Source organism: Sorangium sp. So ce124, from assembly GCF_051525235.1.
GTDB lineage: Bacteria > Myxococcota_A > Polyangia > Polyangiales > Polyangiaceae > Sorangium > Sorangium atrum.
Map to the genome: position 1 here is coordinate 7,046,343 of NZ_CP150312.1, position 15,787 is coordinate 7,062,129.

Annotated in this window: 11 protein-coding genes; 4 read left to right on the forward strand and 7 right to left on the reverse strand. The window is 68.7% G+C overall.

Annotated elements, in window-relative coordinates; all coding sequences use genetic code 11:
- Positions 1-34: 34 nt before the first annotated feature.
- Both WMF19_RS26295 and WMF19_RS26300 read right to left on the reverse strand, forming a co-directional pair.
- Positions 35-1,468: a sigma 54-interacting transcriptional regulator gene (locus WMF19_RS26295; protein WP_437892870.1), complete on the reverse strand. Its 1,434-nt coding sequence runs from the start codon at positions 1,466-1,468 to the stop codon at positions 35-37.
- A 125-nt stretch (positions 1,469-1,593) separates the two neighbouring features.
- The gene (locus tag WMF19_RS26300) at positions 1,594-2,715 is read right to left on the reverse strand and encodes a hypothetical protein (RefSeq protein WP_437892872.1); all 1,122 of its coding nucleotides are present in this window, start codon (positions 2,713-2,715) and stop codon (positions 1,594-1,596) included.
- A 601-nt stretch (positions 2,716-3,316) separates the two neighbouring features.
- Here WMF19_RS26300 and WMF19_RS26305 point away from each other — a divergent pair.
- Positions 3,317-4,900, forward strand: coding sequence for an endo-1,4-beta-xylanase (locus tag WMF19_RS26305; RefSeq protein WP_437892874.1), 1,584 nt, complete (start codon positions 3,317-3,319; stop codon positions 4,898-4,900).
- 172 nt (positions 4,901-5,072) lie between these two features.
- A complete protein-coding gene (locus WMF19_RS26310) occupies positions 5,073-6,734 on the forward strand; it encodes a non-reducing end alpha-L-arabinofuranosidase family hydrolase (protein WP_437892876.1) in 1,662 nt (553 codons plus the stop codon).
- 284 nt (positions 6,735-7,018) lie between these two features.
- On the opposite strand, the gene WMF19_RS26315 is transcribed toward WMF19_RS26310, so the two are convergent.
- The 3 genes from WMF19_RS26315 to WMF19_RS26325 form a co-directional block, all read right to left on the reverse strand.
- On the reverse strand, positions 7,019-7,942 hold the full coding sequence (locus WMF19_RS26315) for a hypothetical protein (protein ID WP_437892878.1): 924 nt from the start codon (positions 7,940-7,942) through the stop codon (positions 7,019-7,021).
- Between the two features lie 97 nt (positions 7,943-8,039).
- Positions 8,040-9,401, reverse strand: coding sequence for a DUF1552 domain-containing protein (locus tag WMF19_RS26320; RefSeq protein WP_437892880.1), 1,362 nt, complete (start codon positions 9,399-9,401; stop codon positions 8,040-8,042).
- A gap of 29 nt (positions 9,402-9,430) precedes the next feature.
- On the reverse strand, positions 9,431-11,119 hold the full coding sequence (locus tag WMF19_RS26325) for a DUF1592 domain-containing protein (RefSeq protein ID WP_437892881.1): 1,689 nt from the start codon (positions 11,117-11,119) through the stop codon (positions 9,431-9,433).
- Between the two features lie 852 nt (positions 11,120-11,971).
- Between WMF19_RS26325 and WMF19_RS26330 the strand changes: the two genes are divergently transcribed.
- Both WMF19_RS26330 and WMF19_RS26335 read left to right on the forward strand, forming a co-directional pair.
- Positions 11,972-12,208 (forward strand): hypothetical protein, encoded by a 237-nt coding sequence (locus WMF19_RS26330; RefSeq protein WP_437892882.1) that lies wholly within the window; start codon positions 11,972-11,974, stop codon positions 12,206-12,208.
- Between the two features lie 166 nt (positions 12,209-12,374).
- Positions 12,375-13,415, forward strand: a complete 1,041-nt coding sequence (locus tag WMF19_RS26335) for a Gfo/Idh/MocA family protein (RefSeq protein ID WP_437892883.1) — start codon at positions 12,375-12,377, stop codon at positions 13,413-13,415.
- Between the two features lie 99 nt (positions 13,416-13,514).
- On the opposite strand, the gene WMF19_RS26340 is transcribed toward WMF19_RS26335, so the two are convergent.
- Together WMF19_RS26340 and WMF19_RS26345 are read right to left on the reverse strand one after the other, a co-directional pair.
- Positions 13,515-14,150 carry an HD domain-containing protein gene (locus WMF19_RS26340; protein WP_437892884.1) on the reverse strand — a complete coding sequence of 212 codons (636 nt, stop codon included), beginning with the start codon at positions 14,148-14,150 and terminating at the stop codon, positions 13,515-13,517.
- 420 nt (positions 14,151-14,570) lie between these two features.
- Positions 14,571-15,758, reverse strand: a complete 1,188-nt coding sequence (locus tag WMF19_RS26345) for a family 16 glycosylhydrolase (protein WP_437892885.1) — start codon at positions 15,756-15,758, stop codon at positions 14,571-14,573.
- Positions 15,759-15,787 lie beyond the last annotated feature (29 nt).

Here is a 15,787-nt window from a genome sequence, read left to right on the forward strand (position 1 = left end):
GCGGCGGCTGCACCGAGGCCGCCCGGCCGCGCGCTCACCCGTCCCTGTAGTCGCCTGGCTCGATGCCATAGCGGGCGATCCACCGGTGGATCTGCGTCCGTCCCTTGCCCATCGCCCGCGCCACCGCGCTGACGTTCCCGCGGTGCTCGCGGAAGAGGCGGATCAGCGCCTCCCGCCGGCGGTCCTCCTCGTCGGAGCGCTGCGGCTCGCCGGGCTGGGGGGCCTCGGGCTTCGGGGCCTCGGGCGCAGGGCCGCTGCGCGGGAGGACCGCAGGAGGCGGCAGGTGATCGAGCTCCACCCGGCCGCCGCCCGCGAGCACGATCGCGGTCGCCAGGCACTTCTCCAGCTCGCGGACGTTGAGCCGCCACTCGCGCAGGAGGAGCGCGCGCGCCGCCTCGCAGCCGAGCGAGATCGACGCGGCCCGGTCCGGGGCGGCGCGGCGGAGCAGCGCGGCGATGAGCAGGCCGAGGTCCTCCCGGCGCCTGCGCAGGGGGGGCAGCTCGAGCACGAAGCCCGAGAGGCGCGCGAAGAGATCGCCCCGGAAGTCGCCGCGCTCCACCATCGCCGGGAGGTCCCGGTGCGTGGCCACGACCACGCGGAGGTCGACCTTCACGGGGCGCGTCGCGCCCACCGCGACGACCTCCGACTCCTGCAGCACGCGCAGGAACGCCGTCTGCGACGCCGCGGGCAGGTCGCCGATCTCGTCGAGGAAGAGCGTGCCGCGGTCGGCCGCGCGGATGAGCCCGGGCCGGTCCTCGGCCGCGCCGGAGAAGGCGCCCTTCTTGTGGCCGAACAGCTCGGACTCGATGAGGCTCTCGGGCAGCGCGCCGCAGTTGATGGCGACGAACGGGCCGGGCCGCCCCGAAAGCGCGTGGACGGCGCGCGCGACGACCTCCTTGCCGGTGCCGCTCTCGCCTTGGAGGACGACGGGGATGGGCGCGGGCGCGACGGCCCGGAGGGAGGCGAAGCGCTCGGACAGCTCGGGTGAGAAGGTGGCGAGGCCGAACGGCTGATCGGCCGCCTGGGTCGCGCCGCCCGCAGGCTCGTCGGGCGCGGCGGCCTCGCGGAACAGGAAGAACGTGTGCCCGAGCTCGATCAGGTCCCCTTCGGCCAGGAGCGCGCTCCGCTGCGGCACGCCGTTCACGAACGTGCCGTTCGTCGAGCCGAGGTCCTCCAGGCGGAGCCGGCCGCCCTCGCGCGTGATCCGCGCGTGCCGCGACGACACCCAGCCGTCCTCGAGGCGCACGTCGAGGATCGCCCTATCACCCTCGATCCGCCGGCCGATCGAGCGCGCCGGGCCCCGCCCGAACCCGACCTCGTCGACGCCGTCGAGCGGGAGCCGTGCGGGCGGATCCATCGGCCGCTGGCACTGCAGGACGAGGAAGAGGAACGGCCGCGGCGCGTGGCCAGCGTCGGCGCGCCGCCGGGTGCGGACCAGCGTCGTCGGATCCTCCCGCGCGGCGCTCATCCTTCTGCCCCTCTCCGCCCCCGGGCGGACGCGCGCGAAGGAGGCGCCGGGATGTCGAGCTGGGCCTTCATGCTGCGGGCGTACGATCTATCACGCCCGCCGACCTCGAGCGCGTCGCGCGGCGATCAGCGATAGGGCCCGCGCGGCTCGGGCGCCGCGAGCGCGGAGACGATCGCGATCGCGCGCTCGATCCGCTCGCGCCCCGTCTCGAGGTGGCCGAAGACCAGCGTGACCGCGGCGTCATCGCCCGTGACCGACGCCGGGCGGAGCGCGGCGATCTCGCGCCGCAGCTCGTCGCCGAGGCGCTGAGCCACCCGGTCTGGCGCTTCCGCCAGGAGCTCGTAGGCCCGCGGCAGGGCGTCGTCGCCGGACGGATCGAGCGCGCCCCGGGGCGGGCCGCGCCCGGGCCGGCGCCTCAGGGTGAATCGTTCCGAGGGCGACGCGGCGCGGGCCGCGCGGACGCGGGTGCCGAACGCGCCCTTCTCCCCTACCCGGCCGAACTCGACGGTGAAGAGCCTGGAGCGGTGCTCGAGCTCGATGGTCATCCCGCCCTCGGACGAGGCGGTGCCCGCGCCGGACAGGAGGCGCCCGCCGAGCCCCTGCGAGAGCGCCCGCAGCTCCTTGGCGAGCGCGCGGCCGCGGTCCGCGACGAGCGCGGCGGCGCGGATGGCGCTCGCGAGCTTCTCGGCGTCGTCCTCCAGCCCGGCGCGGACGGCGGTGAGCCGGTGCGACTCGAGCGTGAGCTGGTAGCCGGCGGCCGCGCGGAGCGCCTCGCGCAGCGGCGGCGTGAGCCACCAGCGCGCGAGCGCCGGGATGCTGGCCCTGACGACGAAGGCGCCGTCCAGCGCCGGATCGCCGACGTCCACCCGCCGCGCCCGGAAAGGCCCGCCGCTCGACCTGCGGAGCCGCTGCTCGTGGACGCGGAGCCTGAGGCCCGACGGGTTCCGCGCCGTGCCGGTGATGCGGGTGTGGTACCGCGCGACGGACACGTCGTCGTGATCGATGTCGTGGTCGACGAGCAGCGAGACGTTCTCGCACACCACGGAGATCTGCATTCGGGGGTCTCCCCATGCATCCGGCCCTGACTTGAACTTGCCGCCGACCAGGCCCGCGGCGCGCTGCCAGATCGGCCGGGCGAGCCGCCAGCGGGCCTCGGCGGCCCGCCTCGCCTGATGCCGCGCCTCCCCGAAGCCCCCCGCGAGCCCCGTGATTCCCAGGAGGATCATCAGTGCAACGACGGGCTCCATCCTCCGCGATCCTACCCTCCCGCCGCGGGCGCGCCCATGCGTGGCGGCGAGCAGAGCCGCCGACAGCGCGGCTGTCCCCCACCGGAGCGCGCGGCGCAGCTCGCGCTTGTTGGGGGAGAGGGAAGCCCAATGTAGGAGGGAGAGGAGGTCCGGTGTGGGACAAGGAGGTCCAGTGTAGAGAGGGAGAGGAAAGTCCAACCCCTTCGGAGATGTCAAGTCCCAACTGCGAGAGTTGACCTGTGCTGACAGAACATTTTGCCATGCAATCCGGCCTCTCTGAAAAAGCGACACCGTATCAACAACTTACCCATGAATCGACAGGGCCGCCTTCGCTCAACAGCCTTCTTGGATTGACATCCTGGTTGTGAGCGTTCACATTGACGCCCGTCGGTATTCTTTTGCTTCGCTTCGGAAGGGCGGTCATGCGCACCGAGACCTTCGCCAGCCGATCGATCTCGGCATCGGCTGGGTTCGCTCGGCCATCGTGATGGTGAGCCCGCGAACGTCGCGGTCGCGCCTCAGCAGCGCTGGGCGCGAGGTCTCGTCTCCACGGCGACCCGCACGCCCGCCCCATGAAGAAGCGACGTCATAGTAACAACTTATGTATGCGCCCAAGGGGCCGCTTCACGCCACGGCCTACGACATGCGCCCTTGGGTACAGGAGAACCTCATGAGAATGCGATTTGAACGATGGCCCCTGCTAGCCACGCTCGCGCTCGGCGCCTGCATCTCCGCCGAGCAGATCGATGAAGACGGCTACGAGTTCGATGATCTCGCCGAAGGCGTCACCATCGATACCGCGGCGACCTACACGATCGCCGGCGTCCAGAGCGGGAAATGCGTCGAAGTGGCTGGAGGCAGCACCGCGGACGCAGCGGCCCTGCAGATCGCCAGCTGCAACGGCTCGACGCGCCAACAGTTCCGCATGGAATCGGCAGGCGGCGGCTACTATCGCATCCGCAACGTCAACAGCAACCGTTGCATGGACGTCGCCGGCGCCTCCACAAGCGACGGCGCCCGCATCCAGCAATACTCCTGCTGGACGGGGGAAAACCAGCAGTGGTCGTTCGCCGACGTCTCCAGCGGCGTCGCGCGCATCACCGCACGCAACAGCGGCAAGTCCCTGGACGTCTACGGACGCGGCACCGCCGACGGCACCGCCTTGGTTCAATGGGCGTCGAACGGCGGCACCAACCAGCAGTTCCGGATCACACCCGTGGGCTCGGGCAGCAGCAGCAGCAGCAGCAGCGGCACCGGCGGCAGCGGCGGCACCGGCGGCAGCGGGGGCGCCGGCGGCAGCGGCGGAGCCGGAGGCAGCAGCGGCGGCGGCAAGTTCGTCGGTAACATCACCACCGGCGGGCAGGTGCGATCGGATCTGTCCCGGTACTGGAACCAGATCAGCCCGGAGAACGAGGGCAAGTGGGGCTCCGTCGAGCCCACGCGGGACGTCATGAACTGGGCCGGCATGGACCGAGTCCGGGATTACGCTCGCCAGAAGGGCATTCCCTACAAGGGCCACACCCTGATCTGGGGCGCCCAGCAGCCGAGCTGGATTGGCGGTCTGTCGCAGAGCGAGCAGCGCGCCGAGGTGGAAGAGTGGATCCAGGCGTTCTGCCAGCGCTACCCGGACGTCGCCATCATCGACGTCGTGAACGAGCCGCCCCCGCACACCACCCCGGCGTACATGAACGCCCTCGGCGGCGCGGGCTCGAGCGGCTACGACTGGATCGTGCAAGCGTTCAAGTGGGCGCGGCAGTACTGCCCGAACGCCAAGCTGCTGCTCAACGACTACAACAACATCGAGTACAGCGGTGACAATCAGAACACGATCAACATCGTCAATCGGATCCGGGCGGCAGGGGCTCCCATCGATGGCATCGGAGCTCAAGCTCACGACGCGTACAAGCTCAACACCAGCACCGTCAAGGGCTTCCTCGACAAACTCGCCGGCACCGGTCTACCGGTCTACATCACCGAGTACGACATCAACCTGGCGAACGACACGCAGCAGCTCAACGTGATGCAGAGCCAGTTCCCCATGTTCTACGACCATCCGAGCGTGAAAGGCATCACGCTGTGGGGGTACATCAGCGGCCAGACGTGGGTGACCAACTCAGGGCTCATGAGCAGCAGCGGCCAGATGCGGCCCGCCATGTCCTGGCTGATGAGCTACCTGGGACGCTGAACGCGCTGACGCGCGGTCCACGGAGATCCGCGCGTCAGGTGATCGCTGCGCAGGCTCGTCCGCTCGGTCGCGGCTCCACGGAGTCTCCCCGTAGGGCCGAGCTTGCGCAGCCGATCCCGGGCGCCTTCCAATGTGCCTTACCTCCCGCTTCGTATACCTTTGAACAGAGGGGATGATGATGAAAATCCGATTCAGGCGATGGTCGCTGCTCGCGACGTTCGCCGCCACGGCTGGGTGCGTCTCCGCCGAGCAGCTCGATGAGGACGGTCACGAGTTCGATGCGCTGGCCGAAGGCGTCACCATCGATACCGCGGCGACCTACACGCTCGTCGGCGTCCAGAGCGGGAAATGCGTCGAAGTGGCTGGAGGCAGCACCGCGGACGCAGCGGCCCTGCAGATCGCCAGCTGCAACGGCTCGACGCGCCAGCAGTTCCGCATGGAGTCGGCAGGCGGCGGCTACTATCGCATCCGCAACGTCAACAGCAACCGTTGCATGGACGTCGCCGGCGCCTCCACCAGCGATGGCGCCCGCATCCAGCAATACTCCTGCTGGACCGGCGAAAACCAGCAGTGGTCGTTCACCGACGTCTCCAGCGGCGTCGTGCGCCTCGCCGCACGCAACAGCGGCAAGTCCCTGGACGTCTACGGACGCGGCACCGCCGACGGCACCGCCTTGGTTCAATGGGCGTCGAACGGCGGGACCAACCAGCAGTTCCGGATCACACCCGTGAGCTCGGGCAGCAGCAGCAGCAGCAGCAGCAGCACCGGCGGAGCCGGCGGAGCCGGCGGAGCCGGCGGCAGCGGCGGAACCGGCGGCAGCGGCGGAACCGGCGGCAGCGGCGGCAGCGCCGGCAGCGGCGGCAGCGGCGGCGGCGGCGGCGGCGAAGGTTGCGGCTTGCCCACCACCTTCCGCTGGCAGTCGAGCGGCATGCTGGTAAGCCCGAAGTCCGACTCGACTCACAATATCGTGTCCATCAAAGATCCGACGGTCTCCTTCTTCAACGACCGATGGCACATCTACGCCACCACGGCGAACACCGCCGGGAACTGGCAGATGACCTACCTGAACTTCACCGATTGGTCCCAGGCCTCGTCCGCGTCGCAATACTACATGGATCGCACGCCCGGCTTCAGCGGCTATCGGTGCGCGCCGCAGATGTTCTTCTTCAGGCCTCAGAACAAGTGGTACCTCATCTATCAATCGCAGCCGCCGCAGTTCTCCACGACCAGCGACCCGAGCCGCCCGGACACCTGGACCAGACCCCAGAACTTCTTCGCGTCCACGCCCGCTGGCATGCCCAGCCTGCCCATCGATTACTGGGCGATCTGCGACAGCGCCAATTGTTACCTCTTCTTCACCGGCGACGACGGTCGGATGTACCGCAGCCAGACCACCCTGCAGAACTTCCCGAACGGATTCGGCCCGGTCTCGGTCGCCCTTCAGGACTCGAATCGCAACAATCTGTTCGAGGGGAGCTCCACGTACAAGATCAAGGGCATGAACAAGTACTTGACCGTGATCGAGGCCATCGGCCCGACGGGCGCCAGGTTCTATCGCTCGTTCACCGCGGATCGCCTCGACGGCGCGTGGACCCCGCTCGCGCATACCTGGAACGCGCCGTTCGCAGGTCAAAACAACGTCACCTACGCGTCAGGCGTGGCTGACTGGACCGACGACGTCAGCCATGGCGAGCTGGTGCGCGACGGCAACGACGAAACCGCGACGCTCGACACCTGCAATCTGCAGTTCCTGTATCAAGGACGCAACCCGAGCTCGGGCGGCGAATACTCGCAGCTCCCGTACCGCCTCGGCCTGTTGAAGGCAGTTCGCTAGCGGGCCGAACCTGTTGGAGCTCATCGAGCTCCAACAGGTTGCTCCGCCTCCTCGATCAGCTTGCTGGGCCGCCTCGAGGCTCTGGCTCGCCGCTGCGCGCCGGGCGTCGAACAGGTCTCTCCTGGCGCCCATGGTGCGCGCGGTGCCCTCTCCGCGACGCGGTGTGGGCGAGCGCGTGCTCAAAAGCTGTCCGCAGCCGGAGCACGGCGCGTCCCGGGCCGCACTGCACCTCAGGACGCCGACGAGATCATGGGCCGAGCGAGGCCGTCGGGCCCCGGCGCGCCCTACTTGCTCACCGACACCACGTCCAGGCGCAGCATCTGGCCGGTGGTCGGCGCCGTATCGTACGGCGGCAGCCCTTCGAAATAGTCTTTGGTCCAGTTGGCGATCTGGCGCTCGTTGCCGTCGTTCATCACCACCTTGACCATGGCGCCGCCGTTGACCTGGATCGTCGCCTCGTAGTCCTCTTTGTGAATGTCGTGAGCGCGGTACTGGTAATTGTTCAGCCAGTACGTCTGGCGCGGCTCGCTCACCTCGATCGAATATTGCTGGTAGTTGATGGCGTCGTTGGGGCCGACTCTGCCGCCGATCATGAACGGCTTCATGGGCATCTCCCCTCCCTGGATGTCCGTCGGCTCCCAGATCCCGCGCACCCGCAGCTTGACCGAGTACGTTGTGCCCGGATCGCCGCCGAAGATCACCTGCTTCTCGATGCGCTGGGTGTTGGGCAGATGATTGCACGTCGCCATGGAGGCCAGCGGCAAGGGCGTCGACGGGTCACACGGGGCATCGACGAACAGCTTGTCCAACCCGCTCGCATAACTTGCGAGATCGGGAGCGGCGTCGCCGCCACCCGAGCCACCGCCGCCGCCCGAGCCGCCGCCGCCCGAGTCGCCGCCGCCCGAGCCACCGCTGCCGCCGGAGCCACCGTCGCCACCCGAGCCGCCGCCGCCGCCCGAGCCCGACGCGGCGTCATGCGTACCGGAATCGCCCGGCGCTGCTCCCCCGGTTCCCCCGGCTCCCCCCGCGCCGCCCGTCTCGGTGCTGCTGCATCCGGCGACCGTAAGCAGCAGCGCAAGCAGAGCCATCGCCGGCGTTGCGCATATACTCCGCATCCCCACGGTATCGGGACTCGGACCGGGGTCATCGATGGCGGTGCGGTTCGCGCAGACGAGCCGCGCTGTAGCGAACGATGAAATCGAGTTCATAGAACCAGTATCCTACGTTGGGGATGATAACGTTGGGGACGATACGTCGGCGCGGGCAGGTCGGCGAGCGCCTCTTCCAGGCGCCGCGACGCCGCGCTCAGACCTGGATGCCCGCGAGCGGTGACGTGACCCGCCCCGCGTCGATGCCGATCTCCGTCACGTTCACGCCCATGACCTGGGCGACCGTCAGGAGCGCCTTGCTCAGGTTGTCGCCGGGGAAGTTGCGATGCTCGTCGCCGCGCAGCCGCCCTCCGGCTTTCCCGGCGAAGAGCACCGGCCATTCCGTCCTCGTGTGCACCTTGCCCCACGCGGTGTCGGACGTGACGTACACGAGCGAGCTGTCGAGCAGGTTCGAGCTGCCGTGCGGCGTGTTCTTGAGCTTCGTCAAGAACTCGTTCAGGCAGCGCATCGTGTAGATCACACCCTTGTCGACGCGAGGCTGACTCGATTGATCCCCGGCATCTCCGTGGCAGATGGTGTCGTGGAAGTCGTCGTTCATGTCCTGCGCGAGGTGCCGGTAGTAGACGTGCGCGGCGGGCAGCGAGAACATGAACGAGAGCACGCGGGTCCTCTCGCACGCGAGCGCGAGCGCCGAGAGCTCGACCATGGCGGCGTTCACCGCAGGGGGCGCCTCGCTCTGCGAATCCTTGCCGACGGTGGGGGCCGTCGGGCTCTTGCACGCTGCGGCCGCACCGCCGCCGGACGACATGGTCTCGAGGCGCTGCTCGATGGCGCGGATCGACTCGAGGTGCTCGTCGATACGATGCCTGTCGGCCGCCCCGAGCCGCTGCTTCAGGCTCGCGCCGTCCTGCTGGATGGAGTCGAGCACGCTCTTCCGCACGTTCGCGATCTTCGCGGCCTGAGCCGCGCCGTCGTCGCTGGGCTCGGGCAAGCCGCTCATGAACAATCGATTGAACACGGCCTTCGGATCGAACTCCGGGTTGTTGCGCGCGTTGGGCCCCTTGTGCGAGACGGTATGCAGCGAGTCCGGAGCGCCGCCCGGCGTCGCCGGCGTCAATCCCACCTCGAGAGAGCGGTATGGCGCCCCCGCCGAGATGGCGTTCGCGACGACCTGATCGATGGACGCGGCCCGCACGGCGTTCCCGCTGAGCGGCGCGCCGGTCGTGGCCCCCGCCGACCCCGTGGGGTGCTCTGAGCCAGAGACCACGAGCTTGTTCTCGAGGCCGCTGATCACCGTGAGATACGACTTGAGATCCGCGAGGGGCTCGAGCTCGGGGCTGAGGTCCCAGGCCTGACCGGAGCCCGTGCGCGTCGGCTTCCAGCGACCGGGAAGCGTGCCGTTCCCGAAGAACCACGTGACGTAGAGCGGCGAGACCGGGGTCTTCGTCTGCGCGAGCGCCGTGCCGCTCTCGTTCAGCATGATCTCGAGCAAGGGGAGCGGGATCGTGACGGCGGCGCCCGTCGCCAGAATGCCCCGGAGAACAGTTCGTCGGTTCAAGGCTTTGTTCGTCATTGGGGTACCTGCGATCAGGGTTGGGGGGCGACGGACGAGAAAGCGTCGTTGGTCACAACGTCGAGGACCAGCTCGCGCAGCTTGTACCCCGACCCTTCGAACGAGGCGGTCAGCGCGTTCAGCACGCTCGCGTCCACCTTCCTCTCCTCGTGACCCGCTGCATACGTGTAGTACTTGCGGACGAGGCATTCCGCGACGGAGGCGTCCGCGCTGAGGGTCAGGCCGAGCGCGCGCGCGTCGGCGACCGGCTGCCCGTCGAACTCGCCGCTCGGGTCGATCGGCAGGCCGTGGTCGGTGGTGCGGAAGCGGCCGATCGCGTCGAAGGTCTCGAGCGGCAGCCCCAGCGGGTCCATGTACGAGTGGCAGCCGGCGCAGGCGGGCTTGGTCCGGTGGTTCTCGAGCCGCTGACGCTTCGTGAGGGGTTTGTCCGCAGGCGGCTCCGGGAGCTCGAGAGCGACGTCGCCGGGCGGCGGCGGGATGGGCGTGCACATGAGGGCGTCGCGCATGAACTTGCCGCGCAAGGTGGGAGAGCCTTCCTTCTGGTTCGCGAACTGCGAGAGGAAGCCCGCTTTGCTGAGGATCCCGATGCGCGGGCCGTCCGCGGGCAACGAGCGGATCTCGAAGGCGCCCGAGCCGAGGCCGGCGGTGTCGAGACCGTAGAGCTGGGCGAGGTCGCTGTTGACGACGACCTTCGTGGTCGAGAACAGGTCGAGCGCGCTCGCTTGATCGTCGAACGCGAGGACCTCCCAGGTGCCTCGCATGTCGCGGACCATCGCCGCTTGCAGCGCCGGGTTGTACTCCGGAAAGAGCCCCGAGTCCTTTGCCTGGGTGCCGATCCGATCGAGCCGCATGTACTCCTCGGCGAAGGCGCCGACCGCCTCGCGCCCGGCAGGCGTCTCGAGCAGCCGCGTCGCCGCCGCGCGTATCCCCTCCACCGTTCCGAGCGCCCCGCTCGCGGCCTCGTCGAGCAGCTCCTGGTCCGGCAGGCTGTTCCACAACAGGAACGCGAGCCGGGACGCCATCTCGTAGCCCGTCAAGCGAAGCGACCCGTCGGCGCTCGGCGCCCCGAGCTCCGGGCGATACAGGAAGTTCGGAGAGGTGAAGAGGGCCACGGTCGCCCAGCGGGCCCCCTCGACGGCGCTCTCGAGCTCGGTCGCGGCCTTCGCGGCGACGGCCGCGAGCCGGTCGAGCTCGGCGGTCTCGAGCGGGCGCCGCCACGCTCGAAGCCCCTGCGTCTGGAGGAAGCCACGCACGCAAGCGTCGTTCTCCGCGCCGCTGGGCGCGCAGCCGATGAACTGGTCCCGCTTCGCGCGATCCGCGAACACCGCGTCGACGGCGCTCTCGATGGCCGCGTGGTACTGCTCGACGCCTCGCTCCGAGGTCACGACGGTCGATGCGCCGATGACCGCAAAATTCCCGTTCCAGCTGTCGGCGTCGAGCTGATTGATATCGACCTCGACGCCCAGCATGTCGCGCACGGCGTTCCGGAACTGCGTTCTCGTCAAGCGGCGCAGCATCCCTGCCGCGGGCTGGAACGGCGGCGGGTCCGAGTCCGGCGACGTTCCATCTCCCCCGCTGGAGGATGCCCCAGCGCCCTCCGTCGGGTCACCCAGCGCGCCCGTGCACGCGGCCGCGAACGCGAGCGCGCAAACGGCGGCGATCTCTTTTGAGGAACGGAGCTCGTGCCACGACGGCTTCTTCATCTTGCTCTCCGACAATGCAAGGGGATGACGACGCGCGGTAACCCACATCTCGCGACCATGCCTCGGAACAGGTGCTCGTATCGCCGAGCCAAGCTCGCCCGGCATGACGGGAACCTGGAGCACCTGATACCGGACCAGGCCGCTGTGATGACACTGCTGCGCCCGAGGAGGGGCTGAGGCATGGCCCGCCGCAACCTAGGTTACGCCGCCCCCGAAGTTGCCATCCGGCCGCCTCGCCGGGCTCCCGAGAAAATTCCAGCTGACAGCACCTAGGGCTTCACGACAGCCGTCGAATCAGCAAAGCTTGTCGTGGCCTCTGGTGAATCGCCTCTGGCGAAACGCCAAGCACCATCGATCGACAATCGCTTCCGCGACTGCCGAACGAATGGAATCGACACCGGAACCGATCAGAAGACGAAGGTCTCGGCGCGCATGACGCCCACCGAGGGCGAAGCGAAAGGATACCCCTGAGCCGAATGTGAACGATCACATTTCAGGAGTCAACGCCAATCGACCGGCACCCGGGCCCCCTCATCCCGAGCTGGGACGACGCTGGCGGGGCCCTCCAGAGCCGCACGCATCCTGGTCGAGGCCGAGCCGGTGCTGCGCAACAGCACCATCCAGGCTCCGTGAAACCTACAGCCTCGCAGAAGCCAGGCTCGTAGGACAGCTCACGCGTGGCGGCGGCCGGCCACCGCCACGCGTCGCCGCCCGCGTCGCTCGAGGCCGAGCGTGGCTGCGCGTCGGTCAATTTTTGATTGACCCAGCCATGTGAACGATCACAATCTGTGTCCGAGCTGCGATCATGCGGCCGAGCTTGCCCCCTCCCTGACCAGGAGACGTCGGATGTGGATGAGCGTGAAGCTGATAGGTGCCGTGATGGTGAGCGTCGGCACTGGCTTTGCATGCGGGTTTGCAGGCGGCTTTGCGGGCGCAGCGTGGGCCGCGGGCGAGACGGCGGACGTCCCTGCATCGGTTGCCGACGGGAAGGATTTCGGCTGCGGCGCCAAAGGACAGCAAGCCTGTCCGATGCAGGGGCTGGATCAAGGCGGTTCTGTACAAGGCAGAGTACGCCGCGAAACACGGTGACACCTCCTCCGAGGCGCCGCCCCCTCTTCTCGCCCTCTCCGCTCCTCGCGCGGGGCGCGCGCGCTCCTTCCAGCTTCGAGGCCCTGGCCCTACCCGTCGGGTCGATTCACGTCGAGCGTTTATAGACGCGCCGTCGGCCACCCGCGTCGCGCGCTGCAAGGTGCCCATGTCCACATCTGCACAAGATCCGAAGTCGAGCGAATCCATCACCCCCGTGCGCTGGGGCGTCCTCGGGGCGAGCAACTTCGCGTTGAAGGTCAGCCTGCCCAGCATGAAGCGGGGGCCCCTGACCGAGATCGCTGCGCTGGCATCGCGCGACGTCGACAAGGCGCGCGCCGCCGCGCAGTCTCTCGGGATCCCGAAGGCGTACGGCAGCTACGATGAGCTGCTCGACGATCCGGAGATCGAGGCCGTCTACAACCCGCTGCCCAACCACCTGCACGTGAAGTGGTCGGCGCGCGCCGCCCGCGCCGGCAAGCACGTCCTGTGCGAGAAGCCGATAGCGCTCAGCGCCAAGGACGCCGCGGCGCTGGTCGACGTGCAGCACGAGACGGGCAAGCGGATCGCCGAAGCGTTCATGATCCGCTACCACCCGCAGTGGCAGCAGGCCAGGGAGTGGGTGCGGAGCGGCCGGATCGGCGAGCTGGTCAGCGTCCAGGCGGCGTTCTCGTATTTCAACCGCGACGCCACCAACATCCGCAACAGGGAACAAGTCGGGGGCGGCGCGCTCTACGACATCGGCTGCTACGCGGTGAACACGTCGCGCTTGCTTTTCGGGCGCGAGCCCCTGCGGGCGATGGTGCTCGTCGAGCGCGATCCCGAGTTCGGCACCGATCGCTTGACCTCGGGCCTGCTCGACTACGGCGGCGCGCACCTGACCTTCACGTGCAGCACGCAGGCGGTGGCCTACCAGCGCGTGAACGCGCTCGGGACCAAGGGTCGCATCGAGATCGAGATCCCGTTCAACGCCCCCGCCGACCAGCCGTGCAAGATCTTCCTCGATGACGGCTCGACGCTGAACTGCAGCTCGGCCAAGGTCACCTCGTTCCCCGTCGTCGACCAGTACCACCTGCAGAGCGAGGCGTTCTCGCGCGCCATCCGCACGGGCGGCCCCGTCGAGAATTCGATCGAGGTCGCGGTCGGCAACATGCGGGTCATCGACGCGCTCTTCCGTTCCGCCGAGAGCAGGCGCTGGGAGAAGATCTAGCTCCGCGCGCCAGAAATCCCGCCGGAGACAGCGATCGATGACGAGCGGGCCGCCGAGGGTGTGATTGACTGACTGCAGATCTCAACGCGCTGGGTCCGGTCACTCCTTGAACGGCGCCGCCAGGATCACGTCGTAGAAATTGGGGGCATGGAAGCCCGGGATCAGGCGCTCGGCGATGTCGGCCGTGAAGTTGTAGAAGGCCGTCTCGGGCTTGCTGGCGAGCATGTCAGCGATCGCCTGCGGAAATGCGCGCTTGAAATCGAGGCGCGGGTAAGCCTGGAGCACCTCATCCACCTCGTCCGCAGAGAGCTCCTTCAGGTCCTTGCCAGTGATGTCCATGATGGTTCCGACGTGGAGCAGCGCCACCTCGGGCCGCTTGTACGCCGGGACCCCCCTCACGGTGTGCAGCGCAATCGCGTCCCACACGACGCCGATCGCCTCCTCGGGCACGCCATGCTGCTTGAGGAACTCGCTCGCCGCGTTTGCGCCTTCGACCTCGTACCGCTCCGGGCCCCGGAACCTCTCGGCCAGGCCGAGGTCATGGAGCGCCGCCCCGAGGTAGAACAGCTCGAGATCGAGCTCGAGCCCGCGCCGCTTCGCGAGCAGCGCGCCGAAGATGTACGTGCGCATGACGTGGTTGAAGAGGAAGGGCGCCGACATGTCCCGCGCGAGCTCGGTCGCTTCCGCGGCCAGGTGGCTGTCAGGGATGCGGATGCCAGCGATCTCGTTCTTCACGGTCCTCTCTCCTTCGTGTGGCGCCGAGCCCGGAGGGAGTCTTCGGCCTAGCGCCCGGCCGGGCACAGGACCTGTGCCCTCGGGCCGATGTTCTTCAGGCCGGCTAGATTCCACCTGTCGGCATGTCAGGATCGGCTATTCAGCTCCGCGGCGTTCTGCCGCGCTTCTTGCCGAACAACCTGCGGGCGACCAGGCGTGGCCACCATCAGAAGGATCCGCCAGCTTCGGTCAACTACACACCCGATGTGCGTTCACCGGGTCCGCCCGTGCCTTGCCGGGAAGAATGGAAAACCAGAGAAGGGTCCGCCGCGTTGAACTCTCGCTCCGGATCCCCGGCCGGACGCCTGGAGGGTGGGACTCGCCGCGCCCCGCGGCGCGCGGCCTCGTCACGGCCGCGGCGCCTTCGAGCGTCTTGCGAGGTCAGCCGCGGGGCCGGCGCCGTCGCATCGCCAGGGCGGAGAGCCCCAGGGCGAGCGCTGCGGCCCACGAGCTCGTCGTGGCGCTGGCTCCGGCGACGACGCACCCGCAGCCTCCGTCGGAGGACTCGTCGTCCGGCATCGTTCCGTCGCTCCCACCTCCCTCGCCCGTCGCGCCGGCGCCCACGGAGGCGCTGGCCCCCGTCGTGGCCCCGACCTCGCCGCTGCCGGAGGAGCTGGCTGTCGCCCCTGCCCCGCCCGCGCCGCTGCCGGAGGAGCTCGCCGTCGTCGCGGCCCCGCCCTCGCCGCTGCCGGAGGAGCTCGCCGTCGCCTCCGCCCCGCCCGCGCCGCTGCTGGAGGAGCTGGCTGTCGCCCCTGCCCCGCCCGCGCCCGCGCCGGTGCCCGCTCCGGTGTCCTCATCGCGGGGCACGGCTCCGGTGAACCCGGTCTGCCCCTCCCGTGTCAGCGACAGCACCAGCGTGCCGTCCTTCACCGTCACGTTCTGCGGGTCGAAGTCCACGCGGTTCCCGTCGAACGTCCAGTCCCCTTTGCTCCATCGCGTGCTGTCCAGGGAGTTGAAGTCGTCCTGCCACGCGAGCTCGAAGTTCCCGTTGTTGTAACGATAGTACTTGATCCAGTTGACGAACTGGTGCTGCGGGAGGGCGGAATCGTCGAACGCTCCGACCCATTCGGTGGCGTCGGAGGACCACGTGTTGAAGCGAAAAGACTGGGGATTCTTCAGGGCGGTCACCTGCGCCCCCGTCGTTCTCTTGATCTCTCGCCCGTCGATGCTCCACGCCACGTAGTCCGGCGTCCACTCCAGCGCGTAGGTGTGATAGGCGTCCGCGAGGGAGACGCCCGCGTTGTGTACCTGCTCCGACGTCGTCCTCGTGCCCATCCCGGTGATGATGTTGGACTGCCAGCTCCGGGCGTTGTCCTTCCCGAAGACCTCGATGTCGATCTCCTCCCAGAACGCGCCGGACATCTCGGAGCCGTTCTTGTAGGTGAAGAAGGTCGACAGGATGCCGCTCCCGCGCGACATGCGCATGCGCATCTCGATGCGACCCTGAAGATAGCTCTGGGACGAGTAGACCTCTGCGCCCTTGTAGGGCTTCGCGGCCGCGGTCGAGCTGAAAGCGAGCGCCAGCGAGGCGGCGGCGAGCATTGAACCTGAGCGAACTCTCGTGAACATGATCAAACCTCCAATGATTGCACCAGACC

Coding starts and splice junctions, on each gene's coding strand:
- WMF19_RS26300 (WP_437892872.1), bottom strand. CDS start 2,715: ATGGAGCCCGTCGTTGCACTGATGATCCTCCTGGGAATCACGGGGCTC.
- WMF19_RS26335 (WP_437892883.1), top strand. CDS start 12,375: ATGTCCACATCTGCACAAGATCCGAAGTCGAGCGAATCCATCACCCCC.
- WMF19_RS26305 (WP_437892874.1), top strand. CDS start 3,317: ATGTATGCGCCCAAGGGGCCGCTTCACGCCACGGCCTACGACATGCGC.
- WMF19_RS26315 (WP_437892878.1), bottom strand. CDS start 7,942: ATGAACTCGATTTCATCGTTCGCTACAGCGCGGCTCGTCTGCGCGAAC.
- WMF19_RS26325 (WP_437892881.1), bottom strand. CDS start 11,119: ATGAAGAAGCCGTCGTGGCACGAGCTCCGTTCCTCAAAAGAGATCGCC.
- WMF19_RS26295 (WP_437892870.1), bottom strand. CDS start 1,468: ATGAGCGCCGCGCGGGAGGATCCGACGACGCTGGTCCGCACCCGGCGG.
- WMF19_RS26310 (WP_437892876.1), top strand. CDS start 5,073: ATGATGATGAAAATCCGATTCAGGCGATGGTCGCTGCTCGCGACGTTC.
- WMF19_RS26330 (WP_437892882.1), top strand. CDS start 11,972: ATGAGCGTGAAGCTGATAGGTGCCGTGATGGTGAGCGTCGGCACTGGC.
- WMF19_RS26345 (WP_437892885.1), bottom strand. CDS start 15,758: ATGTTCACGAGAGTTCGCTCAGGTTCAATGCTCGCCGCCGCCTCGCTG.